The organism is Bordetella sputigena, from assembly GCF_965137885.1.
In the GTDB taxonomy this organism is placed as follows: domain Bacteria; phylum Pseudomonadota; class Gammaproteobacteria; order Burkholderiales; family Burkholderiaceae_B; genus Bordetella_C; species Bordetella_C sputigena.
The window spans coordinates 459,867-483,402 of the sequence record NZ_CBCSCA010000003.1 but is presented as its reverse complement, the minus strand read 5'-3'; the positions used below and the strand labels follow the sequence as shown (position 1 = coordinate 483,402).

Annotated in this window: 22 protein-coding genes and 1 pseudogene; 13 read left to right on the top strand and 10 right to left on the bottom strand. The window is 66.9% G+C overall.

Features of this window, described 5'->3' with window-relative positions; translation table 11 throughout:
• Window positions 1-15: 15 nt before the first annotated feature.
• Window positions 16-1,428, bottom strand: a complete 1,413-nt coding sequence (locus tag ACNA0R_RS08175; protein ID WP_415825452.1) for an MmgE/PrpD family protein — start codon at window positions 1,426-1,428, stop codon at window positions 16-18.
• A gap of 126 nt (window positions 1,429-1,554) precedes the next feature.
• Here ACNA0R_RS08175 and ACNA0R_RS08170 point away from each other — a divergent pair, with 126 nt between their 5' ends.
• The 8 genes and pseudogenes from ACNA0R_RS08170 (at window position 1,555) to ACNA0R_RS08135 (ending at window position 8,424) form a co-directional block, all read left to right on the top strand.
• The gene (locus ACNA0R_RS08170; RefSeq protein WP_415825451.1) at window positions 1,555-2,499 is read left to right on the top strand and encodes a LysR family transcriptional regulator; all 945 of its coding nucleotides are present in this window, start codon (window positions 1,555-1,557) and stop codon (window positions 2,497-2,499) included.
• Window positions 2,500-2,524: 25 nt separating this feature from the next.
• Window positions 2,525-3,721 carry an MFS transporter gene (locus ACNA0R_RS08165; RefSeq protein WP_415825450.1) on the top strand — a complete coding sequence of 399 codons (1,197 nt, stop codon included), beginning with the start codon at window positions 2,525-2,527 and terminating at the stop codon, window positions 3,719-3,721.
• A gap of 124 nt (window positions 3,722-3,845) precedes the next feature.
• Window positions 3,846-4,148 carry a hypothetical protein gene (locus ACNA0R_RS08160; protein ID WP_415825449.1) on the top strand — a complete coding sequence of 101 codons (303 nt, stop codon included), beginning with the start codon at window positions 3,846-3,848 and terminating at the stop codon, window positions 4,146-4,148.
• A gap of 166 nt (window positions 4,149-4,314) precedes the next feature.
• Window positions 4,315-4,905, top strand: a pseudogene (locus ACNA0R_RS08155) (RNA polymerase sigma factor); the annotation flags it as partial.
• Entirely contained in the window at window positions 4,895-5,314 is a 420-nt protein-coding gene (locus tag ACNA0R_RS08150) for a hypothetical protein (protein WP_415825448.1), read from the top strand. The pseudogene ACNA0R_RS08155 and the gene ACNA0R_RS08150, both read left to right, overlap by 11 nt.
• Window positions 5,311-5,823 carry a periplasmic heavy metal sensor gene (locus tag ACNA0R_RS08145; protein WP_415825447.1) on the top strand — a complete coding sequence of 171 codons (513 nt, stop codon included), beginning with the start codon at window positions 5,311-5,313 and terminating at the stop codon, window positions 5,821-5,823. The genes ACNA0R_RS08150 and ACNA0R_RS08145 overlap by 4 nt, the downstream gene beginning before the upstream one ends.
• A 26-nt stretch (window positions 5,824-5,849) precedes the next feature.
• Window positions 5,850-7,280, top strand: coding sequence for a DUF1800 domain-containing protein (locus ACNA0R_RS08140; protein WP_415825446.1), 1,431 nt, complete (start codon window positions 5,850-5,852; stop codon window positions 7,278-7,280).
• Between the two features lie 4 nt (window positions 7,281-7,284).
• Complete coding sequence (locus tag ACNA0R_RS08135; RefSeq protein ID WP_415825445.1) at window positions 7,285-8,424, top strand: DUF1501 domain-containing protein; 1,140 nt, start codon at window positions 7,285-7,287, stop codon at window positions 8,422-8,424.
• A 27-nt stretch (window positions 8,425-8,451) separates the two neighbouring features.
• Here the strand turns inward: ACNA0R_RS08135 and ACNA0R_RS08130 are convergent, their stop codons facing one another.
• The 5 genes from ACNA0R_RS08130 to ACNA0R_RS08110 form a co-directional block, all read right to left on the bottom strand.
• Window positions 8,452-9,330, bottom strand: a complete 879-nt coding sequence (locus ACNA0R_RS08130) for an SDR family NAD(P)-dependent oxidoreductase (RefSeq protein WP_415825444.1) — start codon at window positions 9,328-9,330, stop codon at window positions 8,452-8,454.
• Between the two features lie 34 nt (window positions 9,331-9,364).
• Window positions 9,365-10,549, bottom strand: a complete 1,185-nt coding sequence (locus ACNA0R_RS08125) for an acetyl-CoA C-acyltransferase family protein (protein WP_415825443.1) — start codon at window positions 10,547-10,549, stop codon at window positions 9,365-9,367.
• Between the two features lie 13 nt (window positions 10,550-10,562).
• Complete coding sequence (locus ACNA0R_RS08120; protein ID WP_415825442.1) at window positions 10,563-11,846, bottom strand: DUF1254 domain-containing protein; 1,284 nt, start codon at window positions 11,844-11,846, stop codon at window positions 10,563-10,565.
• Window positions 11,843-13,963: an acetate--CoA ligase family protein gene (locus ACNA0R_RS08115; protein ID WP_415825441.1), complete on the bottom strand. Its 2,121-nt coding sequence runs from the start codon at window positions 13,961-13,963 to the stop codon at window positions 11,843-11,845. The genes ACNA0R_RS08120 and ACNA0R_RS08115 overlap by 4 nt, the downstream gene beginning before the upstream one ends.
• Window positions 13,964-14,107: 144 nt before the next feature.
• A complete protein-coding gene (locus ACNA0R_RS08110; RefSeq protein WP_415825440.1) occupies window positions 14,108-15,007 on the bottom strand; it encodes a LysR family transcriptional regulator in 900 nt (299 codons plus the stop codon).
• A 254-nt stretch (window positions 15,008-15,261) separates the two neighbouring features.
• Here ACNA0R_RS08110 and ACNA0R_RS08105 point away from each other — a divergent pair, with 254 nt between their 5' ends.
• Window positions 15,262-16,242 (top strand): Bug family tripartite tricarboxylate transporter substrate binding protein, encoded by a 981-nt coding sequence (locus tag ACNA0R_RS08105; protein WP_415825439.1) that lies wholly within the window; start codon window positions 15,262-15,264, stop codon window positions 16,240-16,242.
• A gap of 6 nt (window positions 16,243-16,248) precedes the next feature.
• Here the strand turns inward: ACNA0R_RS08105 and ACNA0R_RS08100 are convergent, their stop codons facing one another.
• From ACNA0R_RS08100 to ACNA0R_RS08090, 3 genes are read right to left on the bottom strand one after another with little or no spacing between them, the layout of a single operon-like run.
• Window positions 16,249-16,473, bottom strand: a complete 225-nt coding sequence (locus ACNA0R_RS08100) for a tautomerase family protein (RefSeq protein WP_415825438.1) — start codon at window positions 16,471-16,473, stop codon at window positions 16,249-16,251.
• Window positions 16,474-16,515: 42 nt separating this feature from the next.
• Window positions 16,516-17,229, bottom strand: coding sequence for an SDR family NAD(P)-dependent oxidoreductase (locus tag ACNA0R_RS08095; RefSeq protein WP_415825437.1), 714 nt, complete (start codon window positions 17,227-17,229; stop codon window positions 16,516-16,518).
• Between the two features lie 26 nt (window positions 17,230-17,255).
• Window positions 17,256-18,038 carry an MBL fold metallo-hydrolase gene (locus ACNA0R_RS08090; RefSeq protein ID WP_415825436.1) on the bottom strand — a complete coding sequence of 261 codons (783 nt, stop codon included), beginning with the start codon at window positions 18,036-18,038 and terminating at the stop codon, window positions 17,256-17,258.
• 78 nt (window positions 18,039-18,116) lie between these two features.
• On the opposite strand from ACNA0R_RS08090, the gene ACNA0R_RS08085 reads away from it, so the two are divergent.
• From ACNA0R_RS08085 to ACNA0R_RS08070, 4 genes are all read left to right on the top strand, one after another.
• Entirely contained in the window at window positions 18,117-19,004 is an 888-nt protein-coding gene (locus ACNA0R_RS08085) for a LysR family transcriptional regulator (protein WP_415825435.1), read from the top strand.
• A 228-nt stretch (window positions 19,005-19,232) separates the two neighbouring features.
• Entirely contained in the window at window positions 19,233-21,443 is a 2,211-nt protein-coding gene (locus ACNA0R_RS08080; RefSeq protein WP_415825434.1) for a TonB-dependent receptor, read from the top strand.
• Window positions 21,444-21,502: 59 nt separating this feature from the next.
• Complete coding sequence (locus tag ACNA0R_RS08075) at window positions 21,503-22,189, top strand: Fe2+-dependent dioxygenase (protein WP_415825433.1); 687 nt, start codon at window positions 21,503-21,505, stop codon at window positions 22,187-22,189.
• Between the two features lie 125 nt (window positions 22,190-22,314).
• Entirely contained in the window at window positions 22,315-22,560 is a 246-nt protein-coding gene (locus ACNA0R_RS08070) for a hypothetical protein (protein WP_415825432.1), read from the top strand.
• Between the two features lie 67 nt (window positions 22,561-22,627).
• Here the strand turns inward: ACNA0R_RS08070 and ACNA0R_RS08065 are convergent, their stop codons facing one another.
• Window positions 22,628-23,536 (bottom strand): NAD(P)-dependent oxidoreductase, encoded by a 909-nt coding sequence (locus ACNA0R_RS08065; RefSeq protein WP_415825430.1) that lies wholly within the window; start codon window positions 23,534-23,536, stop codon window positions 22,628-22,630.

The window sequence follows — 23,536 nt, the reverse complement described above, 5'->3', positions numbered from 1 at the left end:
ACGGACGCGCGACGGCTAGCGCTTGACGGTCAGCGCATCTATCAGCTCGCCGATGTCCGCCAGCTTCTCGATATTCATCATGGTGTCGACCACGCGGTCCACCTGCGGCCGCGCGATGCGCCGCGAAGCCAGCTTGACGAATTTCTCGATGACGTCGTCGGCGGACGCGAAAGAATGTTCGCTGCCGCGCGGCGCCTCGACGGTTTCCTCCATCCGCGTGCCGTCCTTCAGCGCCACCTTCACCTTCACCATGTGACGATAAACCGCGCCGCGCGCGGTGATGGCCGGGTCTTCGACCACCCGCACTTTCTGTGAAACGCGGATCCGCTCCGCATTGGTGACGTCCGCTTCCGTGAACTGGTCGACGAACACGTCGCCTTCCAGCAGCAGCGTGGCGACGCAGTAGGGCAGGTTCAACTGAGCCGACGTCAGCCCCTGCGGCACGTACTTCCAGCCCACGTGGTCCACCGTGACCCGCGATCCTTCCACCACGATTTCCTCGACGTCGTCAGGTCCGAAGGGCTTGCGCGCCCGCATGGTGCGCAGCGCGTCCAGCGTCGTGTGGTTGCTGCCGACGCAGGAATAGAACTTCAGCGCGATACGCATGGTCTCGAATTGCGAGCCCAGTCCCGCCGTCAGCTTGGCCAGATCGAAGCGATCGGTCGATCGCGACAGGGTGCTGCAGAAGCCGCCGTAGGGGTTTTCGAATACATCGACGATGCCGGTAAAGCCGCGCGCGGCCAGCAGGGCGCCGTACAGGCCGCTTTGCGCGGCCCGCCCGGCATGCATGCGCTTGACCATGGCGCCGAACTGCGCCGCCATCAGGCCGGACGATTGCGTGCCGGCGATGCCCAGCGCATGCACGGTCTCGTCAGCGGACAGCCGCAGCGCGGCCGCGGCGCCGGCGGCCGCGGAAAACACGCCCACGGTCGCGCCGGAATGCCAGCCTTGGGCGATGTGCTCGGGCCCCATGCACATGCCCACGCGCGGGCCGATCTCATAGCCCGCCACACAGGCGCGCAGGAAATCCTGCCCGGTCATGCCAGGCCGCCGGCCCGCCACCGCCAGCACGGCGGGCAGGGTGACCGCGCCCACGTGCAGCACGCCCACCCGGTGCACGTCGTCGATTTCGAAGCCCTGGATCAGCGTGCCGTTGACCAGCGCGGCATGCGGCGATGACAGTCGTTTATCCGTGCCCCAGACCGGCGTCGTCGTGCTTTGGTCTTCGGCCAGCAGCGTTTCCAGCAGGATCCTGCTCCACGGCAGCTCCGCGCCGAAGATGGCGCAGCCGAAGGAGTCCAGGATCAGGAGCTTGATGCGTTCACGTACATGTTCGGGGATGGATTCGTATTTCAGCGTCGCGATGAACTCCGCGATGCCACGCGTATAGGTGTTCTGGATTTCTTCGCTGTCGTGCCCGTGGCCCATGATTGTCTCCGGCGCTCCCGCGGGGTTTTGAATAGGGTGACCTGCAAGTATCCGGCGCGGGACGGCGGATTGTGAATTGCGCATTGCGCGTTTATTATTGCGCGAAGTGGAATAATCAAATTTGCCATGGCTTCATTGAACGCGGTCGATCTCGAAGGCCTGCGCGGCTTCGTCGCGATCGCGCGGCATGCCAGTTTCCAGCAGGCCACGGCCGAACTGAATATCTCGGCGCCGGCGCTGACCCGCCGCATCCAGCGCTTGGAAACGGCCATCGGCGCGCCCTTGTTCGAACGGACTACCCGGCGCGTGCAGTTGACGCCCATCGGTGAATTGCTGCTGCCGCGCGCGCAGGCCATCCTGGCCAGCCTGGCGGACGCCCTGGCCGCGGTGGACGACGCGCTGGCCAGCCGCAGCGGACAGCTCAGCCTGGGCTGCATCCCCACGGCCACCAGGCTGCTGTTGCCGCACATCCTGCGGGCCTTCCATGAGCAAAGGCCGCAGACCCGCATACGCATCGTCGAAAACAATGTGGCGGGCGTGACCGCGGGCGTGCTGAACGGCATGGTGGATTTCGGCGTGACGCTGCAGCCCGCGGCGGGCGCCGGCCTGTCCTTCGACGCCTTGCTGACAGAGCCATTCCTGCTGGCCTGCCCTGTCGACCATCCGCTGGCGGAACGCAGCCATGTCAACTGGAGCGACCTGAAGCCCTACCGGCTCATCGTCTCCGAGCCCGGCAGCGGCAATCGCGCGGTGCTGGAACAAGCCTTGCGGAAGTGGCGCTGGCAGCGCGACCATCTGGTGGAGATCGATCACCTGACCAGCTCCCTGGGCCTGGTGGAAGCCGGGCTGGGGATCTCCGTCGTGCCGCTGTCGGCCCTGCCGGATGCGCCGGATCCGCGCCTGGCGGTCTGCGCATTGGGCGGGCCGCGGGTGACCCGCACGCTGGGGCTGCTCAGGCGCCGCGCCATTCCGCTGGGCGCCGTCGCGCAGCAGTTCCGGCGGGCGGTGCGCCAATTGGCGCCGCTGCTTCAAGCCCATGCCCGTGAACGCGCCGCGCGCTATTCCCAGTAATGCCAGATAAAAACCTTTTGAACAGATGCCTGATTCGGTGGATTTGAACGACGCCTTGCCCTCGACCATGGCCCATGCCAGCGGCATGCGCGCCACTACCCGCGCCGTCATGGCGCAGTTCTTCGTCGCCGGCATGGCCTTCGCCTGCTGGGGCGTGCAGATCCCCGACATCAAGTCGCGCTTCGAGTTGTCGGACTTCGTGCTGTCCTTCGCCATGCTGACGGTGGCGGGCGGCGCCATCATCGCGATGGGCACGATAGGCCGCTGGGCCACCCGGGTGGGCAGCGCCCGCGCCCTGGTGGTCAGCGGCGTGATCTATGCGCTGGCCACCGCCCTGATTCCCTGGATGCCGAACTTCGAGATCCTGCTGGCCCTGCTGCTGGTGCTGGGCATGTCGACGGCCGGCTACGACGTGACCGTCAATGTGCAAGCCGCCGCGGTGGAAACGCGCGGCGGCCGGCCCATCATGTCGACCCTGCACGGCATGTTCAGCCTGGGCGGCATGATAGGCGCAGGGCTGGGCGGCCTGGCGGCCTTGGCCGATCTGCCGTCCTGGGTGTATCCCGCCGCCATGGGGCTGGCGACGCTGGCGGCCATTGCGTGGGGCCGTCCGCATCTATTGGCCGATGCGTCGTCCGATGAGGACGCCGCCAGGGCCGGTTCGGGGCGCGTGCCCGCCGCCCTGTGGATACTGGGCCTTTTTGCTTTCCTGGGTTTGATCTGCGAAGGCGCCATGTACGACTGGGCCAGCGTCTACCTGCGCGACGTCGCGCATGCCGCGCCGCGGCTGGCCAGCTACGGCTATGCGGCGTTTTCCACCGGCATGGCCTGCGGTCGCTTCGCCGCCGATCCCTTGCGCAAGCGGATCGGCGATGGGCCGACGTTGACCATCAGTACGTGGATGGGGTTTGCCGGCATCGCCCTGGCCGTTGCCGTGCCGCAGCCGGGCTGGACGGTCGCGGGCTTCATCCTGATGGGGCTGGGCGTGGCCAACCTGATGCCGCTGTTTTTCCTGGCCGGCGCGCGCCTGCCCGGGACCACGCCGGCGCAAGGCGTGGCGGCCATCGCCCGCTGCGCCTACACGGGCATGCTGCTGGGCCCGGCCATCATCGGCGGCATCACGCATCACGCGGATCTGCGCGTGGCGCTGGGCGCGGTCGCCATCATCATGGGGCTGATCGCCTCCGTGGGGATACGCCAGGTGATACGTATCGGCCGATAATCGCGCGCTTCAGGCGGCTCCCCCTTACCGACTCTTACATCTCGCGGCGACGGATATACGCTGCTCCGCGCGTTGAAGTAGAAACGGCGCCGTCCCGGATCGACGGTGTAGCTGGGAGCCTGACATGAAGCTTGCTGTTCTGCTAAAGACCGTATGCGCGACCGGCGCTTTGCTGGCTGCATCGTCGGCGTTCGCCCGTGTGGTGATCGTCGAACCCACCGCGCCGCCGCCTCCACCGCGCGTCGAGGTCGTGCCCGGGCCGCGCGCGGGTTACGTGTGGGATGCCGGCCATTGGCGCTGGGACCACGGCGGCTATGTCTGGATGCCCGGCCACTGGCAACCCGTGCATGTCGGCTATCGCTGGATTCCGGGGCACTGGGTGGCGCGCGGCCCCAACTGGCATTGGGTGCCGGGCCACTGGGCATAGAAAAAACCGCACGACCGCGTTTTGCACAGAACCTGGAGACCCCGCCGTGATCAAAACTTTCGCCGTCCTTTTGTTGGTGGCCGCCACGCTGAGCGGCTGCGTCGTGGTCCCGGCGCGGCCGGTCCACGTCCGACCCGTCTACGTCTATTGAACCTGAACGCATCATCACGCCGCAACGCGCACTTTGAGCGAACGCGAACGCGATCCTGACGCCGCCCTCATCGCCCTGGTCGGCAGGCACGACCCGGCGGCCGTGCGCCAGCTCGTCGCGCTCAAACTGCCGCGCCTGCTGGCGCTGGCGACGCGCATGCTGGGCGACCGCATGGAAGCCGAGGACGTGGCGCAAGAGGCCTTCATGCGCGTGTGGAAGCAGGCGCCGAGCTGGAAGGAGGGCGAAGCGCGCTTCGATACCTGGCTTCATCGCGTGGCGCTGAATCTTTGCTATGACCGGCTGCGTGGCCGGCGCGAGGAGCCGATCGATGACCTGCCGGAATACACCGATCCCGGCCCCGGGCCGGATGCGGTCGTGGAGGCCGGCGCGCGCGATCGCCGCATCCAGGCCGCGCTCGCGGCGTTGCCGCCGAGGCAACGCGAAGCGCTGGTCCTGACCTATTACCAGGAGCTGCCCAACGCGGAGGCGGCCGCCGTCATGGGCATTGGCGTGGACGCTTTGGAGAGCCTGCTCGCGCGCGCCCGGCGCGCCCTGCGTGAAACGCTGGTTCGCATTGAAACAGGGAAGGTACGTCATGACACCTGAAAGATTCCAAGCCATCGTGGACGCCTATGGCGCCGATGCCCGCCGCTGGCCCGCGGGCGAGCGCGCCGCCGCCCACGAGTGGGCGGCTCGCCATCCGGCCGCGGCCGACGCCATACTGGAAGCATCCTTGCCCCTGGATGCCTGGCTGGACAGCGAGCTTCAGGCGCCGCCGCCGCGAGCGCTATTCGAGCGCATCGTGGCAAGCGCGCCCGCCAGGCAATCGCTGTGGCGTCGTGGCGCTGTCTGGTGGTCTGGCGCGGTATTCGCCGGTGCGGGCGTGGCGGGGGGGATCGTCGGCGCTTTCGCCATGTCCATGTACATGATGGCGGCGGCGCCGGCGATGCACGCCGACCTGCCCTGGCAGGAAACCGGTTTCAGCAACCCCGTTTCCGATTGGGGCGAAGAATGATGGGTCGCGGATGGAAGATCGCCCTGGTGGGATCGCTGGTATTGAACGCCTTCCTGCTCGGCGGGTTGGCCGGCGGCGCGTATCAATGGTTCTCCGTCGCCCATGTCGGCGAGACAGCAGCCGCGCCGCGCGCCGCGCTGCGCTTCGCGGCGGACGAGCTGTCCCCGGAACGCCGGCAACAGTTCCTGCGGGCGCTCAGGCAGGCGCGGCGCCAGGGACACGAGGATGCGCTGGCGGCCCGTGAAGCGCGCCAGGATGTACTGGAACAGTTGGCCGCGCCGCAACTCGACCGCGCGGCGCTGGATGCGGCGCTGGCCAGGACCCGCGCGGCCGATGCGGCGGTGCGCACGCGCGTGGAGCATGCCGTGGCGGACTTCGCGGCAAGCCTGTCGCCACAGGAACGCATGGCATTCGTCGAGGGCTTGCGCCGGCGCGGCGAGTGGCGGCAGCCGGCCGCGGCTGGCAAAGCGCCGGCCCGGGACGACGTGCGCCGCGGCGGCGTCCAGTAAGCGCCATATGGCTGGAGGCGTAGTGTATGGATAAGGTATCGCAACCCATCGCCATTGCGCTGAACCGCTTCGGTCTGGGGGCGCGCGCCGATGAGGCGCCGCCGGCCGATCCGAAAGGGTGGCTGCTGGCCCAGTTCGACGTCTATGATCCCCGGCCCGCGCCCTGGCGCGCGCGGCCGTCGTCGTCGGTATTGGCGGCCGACCTGGCGCAGCGCCGCATGGCCGTGGCGCAAGACAGGAAGGTAAAGCCCGGGGATGACCGGCCCGGGCGTGAACAACCGGACGCGCAAGCAGCGCGCAAGGCGCTCGCGGCCGACATACGCGACGACTATCGAGACGCGGTGGGCGCGCGGGTCGAAAGCGCCTTGACGACTCCGACGCCTTTTGTCGAGCGGCTGGTCCACTTCTGGGCCAACCATTTCGCGGTGTCGGCGGAAAAGCCGGCCGTCGCGGCCCTGGCCGGTTCGTTCGAGGCCGAAGCGATACGCCCGCATGTGCTGGGCCGCTTCGAGGATATGCTGGTCGCCGTCGAGCAGCATCCGGCGATGCAGCTGTTCCTGGACCAGCCGAGCTCCGTGGGACCGCACAGCAAGGCGGTCCAGAGAGCCGAACGGCGCGATCCGTCCAGATCGCGCGGGCTGAACGAAAACCTGGCGCGCGAGATCATGGAGCTGCACACCCTGGGCGCGCGCACCGGCTACACGCAGGCCGATGTCACGGAGTTCGCGCGCGCCTTGACGGGATGGAGCATCGCCGGCGCGCGCGGCGCCAGACCCGACGACGCGGCGCCGGGCGCATTCGTGTTTCGTGCGGGGCTGCACGAGCCCGGCGCGCGTACCATCATGGGACGGCAGTATGCGCAGGCCGGCGTACAGCAGCCGCTCGCGGTCCTGCGGGACCTGGCCGCATCGCCGGACACCGCGCGCCATATCTCCTTGAAACTGGCGCGTCACTTCATCGCCGACAACCCACCGCCGGAGGCCGTCGATCGTTTGGCGCGCACCTATGTCCGCGGCGGTGGCGATCTGTCCGCCATGTACCGGGAGCTGGTCGATATGCCGCAGGCCTGGATGCCGGCCTCGGTGAAATTCAAGACGCCTTGGGAGTGGCTGATTTCCGCCATGCGCGGCTTGGGGACGCGAAGTGGCCCCCGAGGCGCACCCGCTTACGCCGGGCTGCTGGCGCAATTGGGCCAGCCCGTCTGGCGGCCGGGGTCGCCGGCGGGCTATGACGACGTGGCGGCCGCCTGGGCCGCGCCGGACGCATTGGTGCGGCGCGTGGAAGCCGCTCAGCGTCTGGCCGCGCGCGTGAATGGCGCAATCGATCCACGGGAGCTGGCCCGGGCCTTGTTCGCGGGCACTGCCGGGCGGGGGACCGTGACGGCCGTGGCGCGCGCGGAAAGCGTACAGACCGCCATTGCGCTGCTTCTCGTTTCACCGGACTTTCAACGGAGATGATGCCATGCCCTCACGCCGCGATTTCCTTGCCCTTGCCACGGCAGCCCTGGTCGCCAGGCCTCGCGTCGTTCTCGCGAATGTCGCGACGGACCGCAGGTTCGTCTTCGTCATCCAGCGCGGCGCGGCGGACGGCTTGAATATCGTCGTTCCCTATGCCGATCCCGCCTATGTCCGCCTGCGCGGCGCGCTGGCCATCGACGGCTCCGCGGCGACGCGGCTGGACGGCACTTTCGCGCTGCATCCTGCGTTGGCGGACACAGCACGCATGTACGAACAGCGCCAGGCGCTGTTCGTTCACGCGGTGGCCTCGCCTTATCGCGACCGCTCGCATTTCGATGGGCAGAACGTACTGGAGACCGGCGGCGGCGCGCCTTATCAGTTGAAGGACGGCTGGCTGAACCGGCTGGCGGGCATGCTGCCGAAGACACGGGAGCAGGCGATCGCCTTCGCCCCGACGATACCCGCCGCGCTGCGGGGCGCCGTGACGGCAACCTCCTATGCGCCTTCAACGCTCCCGGCCGCGCCGGACGACCTTCTGGCGCGGGTGTCCGATCTCTACGGCCATGACCGGCAGCTCGGGCCGCTCTGGGAACAGGCCATGCAGACCCGCATGCTGGCCGGCGACGCCGGCGCCCGGCAGGATCCCGCGCACCTGGGCAAGCTGGCCGGCGGCTTCCTGTCGCGCCCGGACGGCCCGCGCATAGCCATGATCGAAACGGGCGGCTGGGATACCCATAGCGCGCAGAACCAGCGGCTGGCGAACCAACTGAAGGCGCTGGACACCATGCTGGCTGCCTTGCGCGATAGCCTTGGCGCGCACTGGGAGCGGACCACGGTGCTGGTCGCCACGGAATTCGGCCGTACGGCGGCGGCCAATGGCACGGGCGGCACGGATCACGGGCAAGGCGCGGTCGCGATGCTTCTTGGCGGCGCGGTGTCGGGCGGCCGGATCCTGGCCGATTGGCCCGGGCTGGCCGCGGGCGATCTCTACGAAGGGCGCGATCTGCGGCCCACTGCGTCACTGGATGCCTTGATCGCCGGCGCGGCCGCCGAGGCGCTGGCCCTGGATCCACCGGAAACCGCGCATGTCCTGTTCGGCCGGGCCAAAGTGTCCCAGGCGACTACAGGGCTGCTGCGGACATAGTTGCCCGCGGCGCGGCGAGCGGCATCGTCAGGATTGCACCGCCAAAGCCTTGGCCAGTTCGTGTTTTGCCTGGTCCCAGCCGGACTGCGGTGTCACCTGTCCAGCCTGATCCTGGACTTCCGCCAATCGACGGGGCAGCGTACCGGCGGGATCTTCCTCGTCGGGAATATGTACGCCTTGCGTCATGGTGATGTGCGCGCTTTCGAAACTGCCGCCGCCGGCCAGCAGGACCATGCGCGTCGGTGCGTCCTCGCCCACCAGGGCCAGCAGGCCGGTGCTGACGCGTTCCGGCGTCAGCACGGTTTCCGCCTCGGGCGGCAGCAGGCCTTCGGTCATCGCGGTGATCGCGGTGGGCGCCAGGCAGTTCACGCGCACGTTCTTGCTGGCGCCTTCCATCGCCAGCGTCTGCATCAATCCCACCAGCGCCATCTTGGCGGCGCCATAGTTGGACTGCCCGAAATTTCCGTACAGGCCCGACGACGACGTCGTCATGACGATGCGGCCGTAGTTCTGTTCGCGCATGCCGGCCCAGACCGCCTTGGTGGCATGCACCGCGCCCATTACATGCACGTCCATGACCAGGCGGAATTCTTCCAGCGACATCTTGGCGAAGGTGCGGTCGCGCAATATCCCGGCATTGTTCACGAGTATGTCGACCCGGCCGAACTCGGCGACGGCCAGCGCCGCCATGGCTTCCATGTGCTCGTAGCGGCTGACGTCGCCCTGGTGCGCGACGGCCTGTCCGCCGGCGCGGCGGATCTCATCGGCCACCGCTTGCGCCGCTTCGCCCAGGTCATTGACGACGACCTGGGCGCCATGGCGCGCCAGTTCCAGCGCATGGGCGCGTCCCAGTCCGCCACCGGCGCCCGTCACGATCGCCACCCGGTTCTTCAAGACATTCGACATTGCTTTCCCTTGTTTGCCAGCCGGCAAGCTCCGATCAGACTCGCTCGAAGATGGCGGCGATACCCTGGCCGCCGCCTATGCACATCGTCACCAGCGCGTAGCGTCCGCGGATGCGTTGCAGCTCGTACAGCGCCTTGGTGGCGATGATGGCGCCGGTGGCGCCGATCGGATGCCCCAATGATATGCCGGAGCCATTGGGATTGACCTTGGCCGGATCGAAGTCCAGTTCCCGCATGACCGCGCAGGCCTGGGCCGCGAAGGCTTCGTTCGATTCGATGACGTCGATATCCGCGACCTTCAGCCCCGTGCGCGCCAGCACGGCGCGGGTCGCCGGTATGGGGCCGGTGCCCATGAGGGCGGGCTCGACGCCGGCATAGGCATAGCCGACCAGCCGCCCCATGGGCGCCAGGTTCTGCGTCTTCACCGCTTCGGCGCCCGCCAGCACCAGCGCCGCCGCGCCGTCATTGATGCCGGAGGCATTGCCGGCCGTCACGGTGCCGCCCTCGCGCTTGAATGCCGGCTTCATGGACGCCAGCACCTCCAGCGTGGTGTCGGCCTTGACGTGTTCGTCCGTGTCGAAGTGAATGTCGCCGCGTCGCGAGGCGATCTTCACCGGAACGATTTGTTCCTTGAAGCGGCCTGCGCGGATCGCCGCGGCGGCGCGTTGATGGCTGGTCACCGCCAGCTCGTCCATCATCCGGCGCGTGATGCCGTAGCGTTCGGCCACGTTTTCGGCCGTCATCCCCATGTGTATGTTGTGGAAGGGATCGTGCAGGGCATTCAGCATCAGGTCCAGCATGACCGTGTCGCCCATCCGGGCGCCCCAGCGGTTCGATGGCGACAGATAGCCGGCGCGCGACATGCATTCGGCGCCGGCGCCCACGGCCACGTCGCAATCGCCGGCGGCGATCGCCTGCGCCGACGACACGATGGCTTGCAGGCCCGATCCGCACAGGCGATTGATATTGAAGGCCGATACCGATTGCGGCAAGCCGGCATCCAGCGCGGCGATGCGGCTCATGTAGATATCGCGCGGCTCCGTGGTGACGACCGTGCCCATCGACACGTGGCCGACGCTTGCCGGCGCGACGCCGCTGCGCGCCAGGGCTTCACGTACCACCAGGGTCGCCAGTTCGGCGGGCGGCGTGTTCTTCAGCGTGCCGCCGAAGGCGCCGATGGCCGTGCGCGCCGCGGCGATGACGTAGACATCTTTCTGCATGGTGATTCCTTCCTTAGTCCGCGCGCCGTACCGGCGGGTAGGCGAAGGTCCCTTCCAGATGGGGCTTTGCCGGCGTATACAGGCGCAGCGTCAGATAGAAGCCCGCGCCCGCCGGCGCGGGCAGCCAGTTGTGTCCCGCCCCGGGATCGTCCGCCTGGATGCGGATGCTCAAGCCGCCGTCTTCGTCGTACCGCAGGCCTTGCGTGCGATCGCCGATGGAGTGGCGGCCGATGGGATTCGCCACCAGCAGGCAGTCGCTGCGGCGATACAGGGTGATGGACCAGAACGAGGCAACATCGGGCAGGCCGCCCGGCGGAAAACGCAGCACGTAGCGATGCGCGCCGCTCAATGCCGCGCCTTGTTCGTCGACCTCGGCCATGATGTACATGGCTTCCTCGATGCCCAGCGTACCTATCCAGTTGCGCGCCACGCGGGCGCGGGTCAGGAAGTCGTCGCCGAAGTTGTCGCGCACGCTGACCGCGGTGGTCCAGCCGCCGCCCAGCTCCGACGCCTGCGCGACGTCGCGCAGCTCCGTGTACACCTGGGTCAGCGCTTCCTGCAGCAATCCGGGCGCGACCGGCCACGCGGGCAGCGGATGCGCGGAAGGATTGCGCGCCAGCATGGCGTCCACGACGCGTTGGTATTCGGCCGCTTGCGGCACGCCGGCGCCGCGGTCGTCGATCAGGGTATCGATGCGCGAAAGCGCCGGCGACCCATCCAGGCGCCGCAGCGCGAACCGGTCCTGCAGCGCATGCACTTGCGCCTGGTCCTGTGCGGTCGCATCGACCAGGATGCGGCCGATCACCCAGACGTCGTCGCTGGGCGCGCTGATCTCGTGCATGCCGTCGGGCACGACGCCTTGCCAACGCGGGCCATGCACGAACAGGCGCTGCGCGTCGCCGCCGGTGGTGCGGCGGCCGGCATAGGCCCAGGGATTCGTCCAGGCGTCCAGGAAGCCCAGCACCCAGTAGCGATTGCCCATTGCCGGAACGTCGATCACCAGCGGGCCGGCGGATAGATCCAGCCAGGCATTGGTGAACAGCGTGTCGTTGTTCGGCGTGACGACTTCCTTGTCGTCCGGACCGCGCAGGCGCCGCGTGTGGGTGAACTGGTTCAGCCAGCGCATGCGGGACGTGGGGCTGTCGCCGGCAAAGCCTTGCACCGGATGCTTGCGCGCGGTGTTCGCGGCGCGCATGCGCGCCATCTCGAACAGGGGCAGGGTGATCAGGACGGTCTGGCGTACCTCGGCCGGGACGGCGGAGGCCGGGATATTGGGGCTCATGATGTCGGTATTCATGCTTGAGTCGAGATCAGTACGGCGTCCAGGGCCAGTGCGCCCTGGCCCTGGGGCAGTACGACGAAGGGGTTCAGCTCCACGGATTCCAGGGTGTCGCCGGCCGCCAGCGCGAAATGCGAGAGGCGCACGATGGCCTGTGCCAACGCCTCGGCATCCGCCAGCGGAGCGCCGCGGAAGCCGCGCAGCAGCCGCGCGGTCTTCAGCTCGTCGATCATGTCGCGAGCCTGGTCGAGATCGACCGGCGCCAGGCGGAAGGTAACGTCACCCAGCAGTTCGACGTTCACGCCGCCGGAGCCCAGCATCACGACGACGCCCAGCGCCGGGTCGCGCCGCGCGCCGAGTATGCATTCGACACCGCCGCGCACCATGGGCGCGACCAGCACGCCGTCCACGCGTGCGTCGGGAGCGGCGGCGCCGGCGGCCGCCATGATGCGGTCATAGGCTGCGCCGGCTTCCTTCTCCTGGCGGATGTTCAGCACCACGCCGCCGATATCGCTCTTGTGCGTAATGTCGGCGGACAGCACTTTCATGACGACCGGGAAGCCCAGCGCGCGGGCGCCGGCGATGGCGTCTTCGCGGCTGTGGGCGCGATGGAAGGGCACGGCGGGCAGGCCCGATGCCGCCAACAGATCCAGCGCGTCGGCCTCGCTGTACGGACCGTGACGCACGGCAGCCGACGCCGCGCCGGCAGGGGCGGCCGGGGATTGCGCCGATGTGGCCTGCCGCGCGGCCCGCTCGCGGTCGCGCAGGAAAAACCGCATCGCCGCCATGACGCGTATCGCCCGCGCCGGATCGGTGAAAGACAGGCAGCCGGCGTCTTCCAGCGCGCGCTGCTGGGCCGCATCGGCCAAGGTGCTGAATACCACCAGCCGCCCCGGAAAATCACGCCTCAGATCGCGCGCCAATTGCTGTTGCAAGGCCTGCATGGCCGGCGTGGCGCCGAACGCCGCCAGGAAAATCAGCAGACTTCCATGGCCCGCCTCGCCCAGCATGGCGCGCGCCGTCGCTTCCAGCAGATCAGGCTCCGCCGTCACCTGGCCCGTAATGTCGACCGGATTATGCGTGGCCGCCAACGGCACGCGAGCGCGGATCATGGCCTGCGCCGAGGCCGGCAGTTCGTTCACATCCAGCCCGGCGTCGGCCGCTTCATCGGCCATCATGACGCCGACGCCGCCCGACACCGTCAGCAGGCCCACCTGCGTATTGGGCGGCAGCCCCGCCACCGCAAGCCCGTGCGCCACGTCGAAGAATTCCTCTATGGTCCGCGCACGATAGGCGCCATGCTGGCGGAACAGCACGTCGAAGACGGCATCGTCGCCCGCCAGCGCGGCGGTATGCGACGCCGCGGTAATGGCGCCCAGCTCGGTGCGGCCGACCTTGACCACGACCACCGGCTTGCCCGCGGCGCGCGCCAGGTCCAGCGCTTCCCGCAGCTTGCGGCCGTCACGGCAGCCCTCCAGATACGCCATGATCACCCGCGTGGCGGGGTCGCGCGCCATCCAGGCGATGCAGTCGGCCACGCCGATATCCGATTCATTCCCCGTGGTCACCCATGCCGACAATCCCAGCCCGCGTTCGCGCGCCATCGCGTAGGCATAGGCGCCGAAGGCGCCGCTCTGGCTGACGATGCCGACATGGCCGGGCTTGTTCGAACCGGTGCCCACCACGGGCGAAAACGTGGCATAGACCGCCCGCGCGACGTTCATGAAGCCCAGGCAATTGGGGCCCAGCACGCGGATGCCCGCCGCATTGGCCTTGGCCGCGAAGGCGGCCTGCGCCTGTTCACCGTCCTTGCCCATCTCGGCAAAGCCCGCGGAAAACATGACGATGTTCTGTACCCCGGCGGCGATGGCATCATCCAGCGCCGCGTCGACGCTGGCGGCGGGGATGGCGAAGATCGCCAGATCGATGGGCGCTTCGACGGCCTTCAGCGACGCGTAGGCGCGCCGGCCTTCGATTTCCTCGGCGCGCGCATTGATGGGATAGATCTGGCCGTCGTAGCCGTGCTCGACCAGATAGCGGACAGGCACCGCGCCGATCTTGCTGCGGTTGGACGAAGCGCCGACGATGGCGATGGAGCGTGGCGACAGAAAAGAGTCTAGGTCTGGCAGGGTCATGGGATCTTGGGACGAATGCCGAGGCAGGGTGGGCGCGCTATCGATGTAGGGTTGTGCGCGCCGCGTGTCTCCGGAGACCGGCCAAGATACCCGTGGCTGTCTTATCAGACAAACTGTGTTTTCTGAATTTTCTATAACCTAATCTTATTTATCATCGGTCTTGCCATACCGCAGCGTAAAGTCCAGGAAGCGCTCCACCGCCGGCGAGATCGAGCTTCGCGGCCGCACGAAAATGGCGATGCGCCACGTTACGACGGGCTGCAGCACCGGCAGGAATACGAGGCCAAAGCCTTCAACCAGGGAACGCGCCATGGCGGGGCAGATGACATAGCCGGGCCGCACGCGCAGCAGCGATAGGGCCGTATTCACCCGGTGCACGGACAAGATCTCGCGCGGGTGATTGCGAGCCGGAATATTGGCCAGGACGTTCACGGCCAGGTTGGGCATGTAGTTGACCAAGGGCCGGTCGCGCAGCTCTTTCCAGCTTACCGACTCGCTGTCCGCCAGCGGGTCGTCCGGCCGCAGGGCCGCCCAGAGCGGATCGGCCCGGACCACGTGCGCCTCGATGGCATCGTCGGTCAGTACGCCGGCGGGCCCGAAGCCGATGTCGGCGCTGCCGTTGTGCAGGCTGGCCAGTACCTGTTCGATGGGAACGTCGTCGAAACGTACCTCGACGCCGGGGTGGGCCTTGCCGTAGCCGGAGATCAGTTCCGGCAGCAAGGTGCAGGACAGCGGTTCCGGCGCCGCGACGCGTACCAGCCCGCGCCGCAGCTCCTTCAGATTGCTGACGCCCTCCAGGGCCTCGTCCAGGTCGGCGAGCACCCGCCGCACCATGGGCTCGAATGCGCTGCCCACCGCGGAAGCGCTGACGCTGCGCGTATTGCGGTCCAGCAGGCGCACGCCCAGCCGGCTTTCCAGCTCCTTGACCAGCCCGCTCAATGCCGCCTGGGAAAGATGCATGGCGTCCGCCGCCTCGGAAAAGCTGCCGCATTCCAGAACGGCGAGAAAGGCGCGCAACTGCCTGAGCGTTACTTCGACTGCCATCGAGTCTCCTTTGCTTGATGGGCCACCGTCCGGCCCAGGGCGTATCCCGCGGGCCCGGACGCACTATCGCGACCGCCACCGTCCCGCCGCCGCCGGGCAATCCAACTTATAACTTTAACCTTTAAGTCATCAAGAAAATGAAATTTGTCCTGATAGGTTGGCCGCCTCTATCATCGCGTCTCCAAGCTCGCGTCCCGTCGTCCTCCCAATGACGGCGGGTCGGCAGTTCTTATTCCAATAATCAGGAGACCACCATGAAGATCACCCGACGGGCCCTGCTGGGCGCGGCGGCCGCGGGCCTGTACAGCGGCGTTGCGCCGCGCGTGTTCGCCCAGGGCGATTGGCCCGCCCGGCCGGTCCGCATCATTTCGCCGTACGGCGTCGGTGGCCCGAACGACTTGTCGGCACGACTGTTCGCCGAATACCTGGGCCGGCGCCTGAACCAGTCCTTCATCGTCGAGAACAAGGCAGGCGCGGGCACCCGGCTGGGCAATGAATACGTGGCCCACGCTCCCGCCGACGGCTACACGCTGTTGTATGGCGCCGCGCCGTACTCGACCCTGGAAGCCCTGTACGGCAAGCTGGGCTACGACCCGCGCAAAGATCTGCAGGCCGTGGCGATGGCGGCCACGGTGCCCCTGTTCCTGGTGGTCAATGCGCAATCCCCGGCCAAGACGGCGCAGGAGCTGATCGCCTACGGCAAGTCGCTGCCCAACGGGCTGACGTTCGGCACGCCGGGCACCGGTTCGCTGCCTCATCTGGCCGCCGAGCTGTTCCTGCGCGATGCCGGCGTGAAGGGTATCAGCGTCCAGTACCGTGGCGACGTTCCCGCCTATACCGATCTGCTCGCGGGCAGGCTGGACGGTACGCTGACCGCGATCACCGCGGCGCTGCCGCACATCCAGGCCGGCAAGCTGCGGGTCCTTGGCGTGGCCTCGGCGGAACGCAGCAAGATCTACCCGGATGCCCCCACCCTGCGTGAACAAGGCTTGCCCAATGTCGTGGCGTCGGGCTGGTACGGCTTCCTGGCGCCCGCCGGCACGCCGGCGCCCATCGTCAGCCGCCTGGATACCGAGATCAACGCCGCGCTGAAGGACGCCGACATCCAGCGCAAGCTGCTGGCGCAAGGCATGGAGCCATATCCCGGCAACGCCGCCGACTTCGCTAGGTTCATCGATGCCGAGATGAAGAAGTGGAGCGAGGTGATCCAGAAGGCGGCCATCAAGGGCGAGTGAGGGACCTCAGGGCGAGCGCTTGCGGTATTCCCGCACCGGCACGCCGCCCACGCCCCAGTTGTCCATGTCCACTTCGTCGATCACCACGAAAGTGCTGTCCAGCGGCTTCCCCATCACATCGCGCAGCAGCTCGCTGACACCCTTGATCAGCGCCGCCTTCTGCGCCGGCGTGGTGGCGGACGCGCCCGGCGCGGTGCCTTCGCGCGTCACCTTGATGTTCACATACGGCATGGCCGTCTCCTGAAATGTTTTGTGCGCCTGTTCACCCGGCGCCTACCAGCGGCCGGCGTGCTGGCCGCCATCCACATTGATCGTCTCGCCGGTCACGAAGCCGGCCCGCTCCAGATACAGGATCGCATCGACGACGTCGCCGATCTCTCCCATCCGTCCCACCGGATGCAAGCCGCTCAGGAACTCATGCGTTTCCGGCGCATGCATGGGCGTCTTGATGATGCCGGGCGCCACTGCATTGACCCGTATGCCTTTCCGCGCATACTCGATAGCCAGGCCACGCGTCACCGCGGCCAGCCCGCCTTTGGTCAGCGACGCCAAACCCGCCGGCACGTTGGACAAAGGCTGTTCGACCAGCGCCGTCGTGATCTGCACGATATGCCCGCGTTCCTGCTTCAACATCTGCCGCAACGCGAACTGCGTAACGTGAAAGAATCCGCCCAGGTTCACGTCCACGACGTTGGCGAAATCTTCTTCCGTGTAGTCGGTAAAGGGCTTGCTGACGAAAATCCCCGCATTGTTGACCAGCGTATCGATGCGGCCGAAATGCGCCAGCGCGGCGGCGACGACATTCTGCGCGACAGATCGATCGGCGATATTGCCGGGAACGGCGATAACGCCCCGGTCCGCGTCCGCCTTGATACTGCGTGAATTGGCGACCACGGCATAACCCTGGTCCCGATACGCCTGCACAATGCCGGCGCCTATACCTTGGGATGCGCCGGTGACAATCGCGACTTTAGCTTGCGTACTCATGATGTTCCTCGTCAAGGTCGGCCCGATCAGGCCGGGATGGAAAAGCGCACCGGCGTGCCTTTGTCGAAGGCTGTCAGCCGGCCGGCAAGGTTCAGCTTCTCGAAAACGTCGGCCAGTTGCTCCTGGCTTTCGCTGAAGTGCATCCAGCCTTCGGAATGCGCGGAAACCAGCGCCGCCCGCGGAAAGGCATAGGCTGCTTCGATGGCGCCTTCGCTGCCCATCGTCATATGGAAGCGGCCGCGCGGTTCGGCGGCGCCGGTGAAAAGAATCACGACCTTGGGGTCGAACCGGCGCGCCACCTCCGCGGTGCCTTCGTACCAAACGGTGTCGCCCGTGACGTAAAGCAGATCTCCGGGTTGCTGGCGGCCCAGCGTGAAACCCACGACGTCGCCGGATATCGGTTCGATCCCGATAGGGCCATGCCGGGCTGGCGTGGCGGTCACAAGCAGCGTTTCGCCGTCTTCGCCGTGCAAAGTGCACGTTTCGTAAGGCGCCAGGCCGATCGCGTTGCCACCCAGCCGCTCCGCGCCCGACTTGGTGGTGAAAGTCTTGCCCACGCTGCCCAGCATCGCCCTCCCCGAGACATCGAGGTTGTCGATATGCTGGTCGTGACTGAGCAGCACGGCGTCCAGGCGGCCCACTTCATCCCTGGTCAGCGCCGGCCCGGATGTTTTCTCGAAAGATATTGACGGCAGGTGGTAGTGACCGGGCGCATCGAAAGTCGGGTCGGTCAGCAGGCGTATGGATCCGTATTCGATCAGGACCGTCGGCCCGCCCACCAGCGTCAGGCTCAGCGTGGTATCGCGCATGTCGATCTCCGTGTTGATTTGGCGATGGACGTAGCCTAAGCTCCTGTCCGTTTCCGCGGAATTCGCTATTCGCGCTCAATGGCTGAGAAAAAACGCACAGAGGTGGATTGGCAGGACGTACGCGTCTTCCTGGCGCTGGCCCGCCATGGCAGCCTGTCCGGCGCGGCGCGCGCGCTATCGGTCAATCACGCGACCATCGCGCGACGCATCCAGTCGCTGGAAGCGACGCTGGGCGAAAAGCTGGTCGAGCGTCGACCGGAAGGCTACATACTGACCCCGGCCGGAACGCGCACGCTGGCCGCAGCGGGTGACATGGAGGCCGCCGTGCTGACCTTGGGGCGCGGCGGGGAAGGCGACGCGATCAAGGGGCTGGTCCGCGTCAACGCGCCGCCCGCCTTATCGCTGGGGTTCCTGGTCGCGCGCCTGGCGACACTGCCCGTTCTGCATCCTGGCCTGGATATCGACCTGGCTACGGATCTGCGTGCCGTCAGCCTCGAACGCCGCGAAACCGACATCGCGATCCGCCTTGGGCGTCCCGTCGATGGCGACTTCGTCGCCAGGCAGCTCAGTACCATGGCCTACGGCTTGTACGGGACGGCCGCCGTGTGCGAACGGGTGGAAGCGGGCGCCGATCCCGTCTTCGTCGGTTTCGACGAGGTCAATGCGGACATCCCGGAAGCCGTATGGCTGGCGCGCACGCATCCGTCCGCGCGAGTCGCATTCAAGACCAACAACCATGTGGCCCAAGCCGCCGCCGCGCGCGCCGGCGCCGGGTTGGCGGTCCTGCCGCACTACATCGGCCGCAAGCAGCCGGATCTGCGGCAATGCCGGCTTGAACCCGTGCCCGAGCCGCGCGAGATCTACCTTCTCACTCGAAGGCAGGATCGCAACAACGTGGCGATCAGGACGGTCGCCGATCATCTGCTGCGGCTGTTCGCCGACGAGCGCTCGTTGTTCGAGGCCTGAGGCGATTTGCCGGCCCATGCACGGCTTTGCCCTCGCGCCGCGGGCTTAGGGCAGTCCAGCGTTCAGCCTTCAGACAGCGCGATCACAGCCCATCGACAGATTTGAAAAAGATTTTGCTAACGAGATTGGGAATAGTTAGCATTCGCGTCGTTTTGGGCCATGCGCGACATCGGCGATGTGATGCCGGCGTCATCCGGCGCGCCTCTTCCACTCACCATTCCCGCCTACATGAAGCAGCTAACCCCGATCGCCGCCGCAGTCCTGGCCGTATTCGCCGCGCCCCTTCCCGCCATCGCGCAACAAGGCGCCGCGCCCGGTACGCCGGCGCCTGCGAACGCGCCGGCGTCTACCACGACGCTGGGAACCGTGCATGTGAACGGCGATGCGCCGGTGGATGACTTCAACACCGAACAATCGTCGCTGCCACGCCTCGGCACCGACCTGCACGACGTGCCGCAGTCCGTGACGGTAGTGAACAAGGCGCTGATGCAATCACAAGGCGCGACGTCCCTGCAGGATGCCTTGCGCAACGTGGCCGGCATCACCTTGGGCGCCGCGGAAGGCGGCACGATAGGCAACAACATCTATCTGAACGGGTTTTCGGCACGCACCGACATCTATCTGGACGGCTTCCGCGACCGCGCCCAGTACTACCGCGATACCTTCGACCTCGACGAAGTGGAAGTGCTGATGGGGCCGTCGTCCATGCTGTTCGGCCGCGGCTCCACCGGCGGCGTGATCAACCAGGTGAGCAAGAAACCCAAGTTGGCGGATTTCACCGACGTCACCGGGTCGGTCACGACCAACGGCCTGGTGCGTTCGACGGTCGATACCAATATGCAGTTGTCCGATACCTCGGCCTTCCGCTTCAACGGCATGACCCAGAACGGCGACGCGACGACGCGCGATCAATCGCACGTCAAGGACTTCGGCGCGGCGCCTTCGTTCAAGTTCGGCATCGGCACGCCGACAGAGATCACTTTGTCCGCGCTACTGCAGCACAACGACGACATGCCGGACTACGGCGTGCAGTCGGTCAACGGCCATCCCGCCGGCGTCAGCCGCAATACGGCCTACGGCTTCCACGATGACCGTACCGTGCAGGACATTGCGATGCTGAACGCGTCGGTGCAGCACAAGTTCACGCCCGACACCGTGCTGCGCAACCAGACCCAATACAACAACGTACGCACGGATGCCCGCGAAACCGCGCCGCAGGCGGTCGGCACGCTGGGCCCCAATGGCTTCCGGCAACTGCCTGCCGGCAACGTTACGAACCTCCCGCTCGATGATCTGTGGATCCTGCAGCAAAGCCATGACCGCGTCATCCACGACGAGTCGATCTTCAACCAGACCGAGTTAAGCACCAAATTCGACACCGGGTCGATCAAGCACAACCTGTTGACCGGCGTGGAGCTGGGGCATGACCACTACAGCAACCAGGCCTACTCACGCACAGGTACGTGCGACGGCCTCACGTTGAACACCGGTTTCGTGGGTTGCACACAGATGGTGGACCCGCGGCACACGTCAGCCGATCTGCCCGAGGTGCCCGGCAACTTCGCGACCGGCTCCGCCAACACAGTGGGCATCTACGCCAACGATACGATTGAACTGACCAGGCAGTTCAAGCTGGTGGGCGGTTTGCGCTGGGACCGCTATGAGGCGACGGTCACCAACTCCATTCCGCGCAGTACCACGCCCACCAATGCGGACCAGACGGTGCACTACACCAGCGTGCGCGGCGGCGCCATCTGGCAGCCCAGCGACGGGCAGTCGTACTACATCTCCTACGGCACATCGTTCAATCCGTCGCTGGAGCAGCTGACCGCGACGGTAGGCCAGGACACGCTGGAGCCGGAAAAGAACCGCTCCTACGAGGCGGGCGGGAAATGGGATCTGTTCGACGGCAACCTGTCGTTGAACTCGGCGATCTTCCAGATCAAGAAGGAAAACGCCCGCACCCAGATCAGCCCGGGCGTGTACGAACTGGACGGCACCGTGCGCGTAAACGGCGTGCGTGCCGGCGCGTCGGGGCACCTGACCAGGCAGTGGCAGTTGTACGCGGCCTATACCTATCTGGACGCGGAGATCACCGCCGCCAAGGACGGCACGCAAGGCAACACGCCAGCCAATACGCCCAAGAACACCTTCAATTTCTGGAGCACGTATCAATTCCTGCAGAACTGGGAAGTGGGCGGTGGCGCGGTGTATACCTCGTCGCGCTACGCCGCCAACACCGATGCGGTACAGGTCGGCGGCTATACCCGTTGGGACGGCACGCTGGCGTGGCACCAACCCAAGTACGACGTGCGCTTGAACCTGTTCAATATCTTCGACAAAAAGTACTACGATGCGCTGATCCCGTCGGACGGTGGCCGCGCGGTGCCGGGTACGGGCCGCACCGCCATGCTGACGGTCAGTTATCACGTTCAATAAGCCGACGAATCGCCGCGCCGGGCGGCGGCGAGCAGGCGAAGGCGAGCGGAACGACAGCCATGTTGATCACCATCCCGAAAGTCCTCGACGCCACGCAGATCCAGGCCATCCGTGGCCTGTTGGACAACGCGGGCGACGCATGGGTCGACGGCAGGGTATCCGCCGGCTACCAGGGCGCGGCCGTCAAGCACAACCAGCAGATCGACGAACGCTCCGAAGTCGCTCACCACGTGCAGCAGATCGTGCTGGGCGCGGTCGAGCGCAATCCCGCGTTCATCAGCGCCGTCCTGCCCAACGTGGCCTACCCGCCGATGATCAATCGCTACGGCGAGGGAATGACCTTCGGCGCGCACGTCGACGGCGGCGTGCGCATCCACCCGCACACGGGCCGCAAAGTCCGCACCGACGTATCCATCACGCTATTCCTGAGCGACGCCAGCGAATACGACGGCGGCGAATTGCAGGTCCACGACACCTACGGCCTGCACAGCGTCAAGCTCGACGCCGGCGACATGGTTGTCTATCCCGCCACCAGCCTGCATCAGGTCACACCCATCACCCGCGGCGTGCGCCTGGGCTGTTTCTTCTGGGTCCAAAGCCTGATCCGCGAAGACGCCCGCAGGAGCCTGCTCTACGACATGGACAACGCCATCCAGCGCTTGAATCAAACCCAGGCCGATGCCGTCGCGCGCAGCAAGCTGGTGGGGTGCTATCACAACCTGCTCAGAGAGTGGAGCGAGACCTGAGGAGTGGTTGTTGACCCTCCACGACGTCGGATAGACTGCGGCGACCTTCCGACCACGACAGCGCGCCCGCCTGGACTTTCGCCGGCGCGTTGCCTGTAAAGTGGCGGCCATATGCAGGAATCGCCATGCCGTTTACGCCGACCTACTTCCTGAATCGCATCGACACCGCCGCCCGCATCAAGGAAACCCGCATGTCCCTCGCACAGGACACCGCCGTCACCATGTTGCCAATGACCCTGGGCCTATGGGTATTCGCGTGCCTGCTATACCGCGGCACGGTAGATGGGCTGCAAATGCCTCACCCGGACGTCCTCGTCATCAAACGCCGCGGCGGAGTAGAGGTGCGCCATAAGCGGCGCGCGGTGGGATAGCCGAGGATAAGGCAATGGATTTACCCGACACTGAGGCGATTTCTGTGTATCAGTAAAGTGTTCCCGGTCAACGCCGGGACCTGCCTATCGCCTCAATGATCGCAGCATTGTCAAACTGCGCTTCGCCGTGCGCGACGCAGTCCTCCAGCATCCGCACGTAGACTTCGGCGAAGGGCAGGTGCTGGGCGCGAGCCTGACCTTGTTCCAGGATCAGCCGGAAGTCCTTCAGGCTTTGGTCCACGCGGCTTTGCGGTGGGTCGAAACGGCGTTGCGCCATCGCGGGGCCTTTGACTTCCATCACGCGTGAGTAGGCGGCGGAGCCTATCAGCACGGACAGGAAGTCCTGTGGGTCCAGGCCGAGCTGGCCGGCGAATTGCAGGCCTTCGGCCAGGGCGGCGCGGTTCAGGCCCAGGACCAGGTTCACGGCCAGCTTCGCGCGTGCGGCGTTGCCCGGCGCGCCCATCGTATAGCGGCGTGCGCACAGTGCATCCAATACCGGCGCGGCAAGCGTCAGGTCCCGGTCGCGTCCCGCTACCAGTCCGACCGCTTCGCCCTTGGCCAGCGTCGCACTGGTACCGGAGATCGGCGACTCGACGAAAGGCACGCCTTCGCCCGCGCAGCGCTGCGCCACCACGGCGATGCGGTCGGGATCGCATGTGCTGATGCAGACGATCGTAGGCAGGTGGCCCGCCGCCTGTGCGGCCTGCACGATGCCCGCCGGCCCGAACAGCGCCTGCTCGACCTGATCCGTATCGAACACCGCCAGCACGATGGCGTCGCACTGCACCGCCAGCTCCGCGAGCGACTGCACCGCCGCGCGGCCTGCCTCGCCAGCACCGGCGAACTGCGTGCTGCGGGACGGATCCACGTCATACCCTCTCAGCTCGAAACCGGCCAGCGCCAGCCGTTGTGCGCTGGCGGTCCCCATCAGCCCCAGTCCGGCGATGCCGACCGTCCGTATCGTCGAATCACTCAT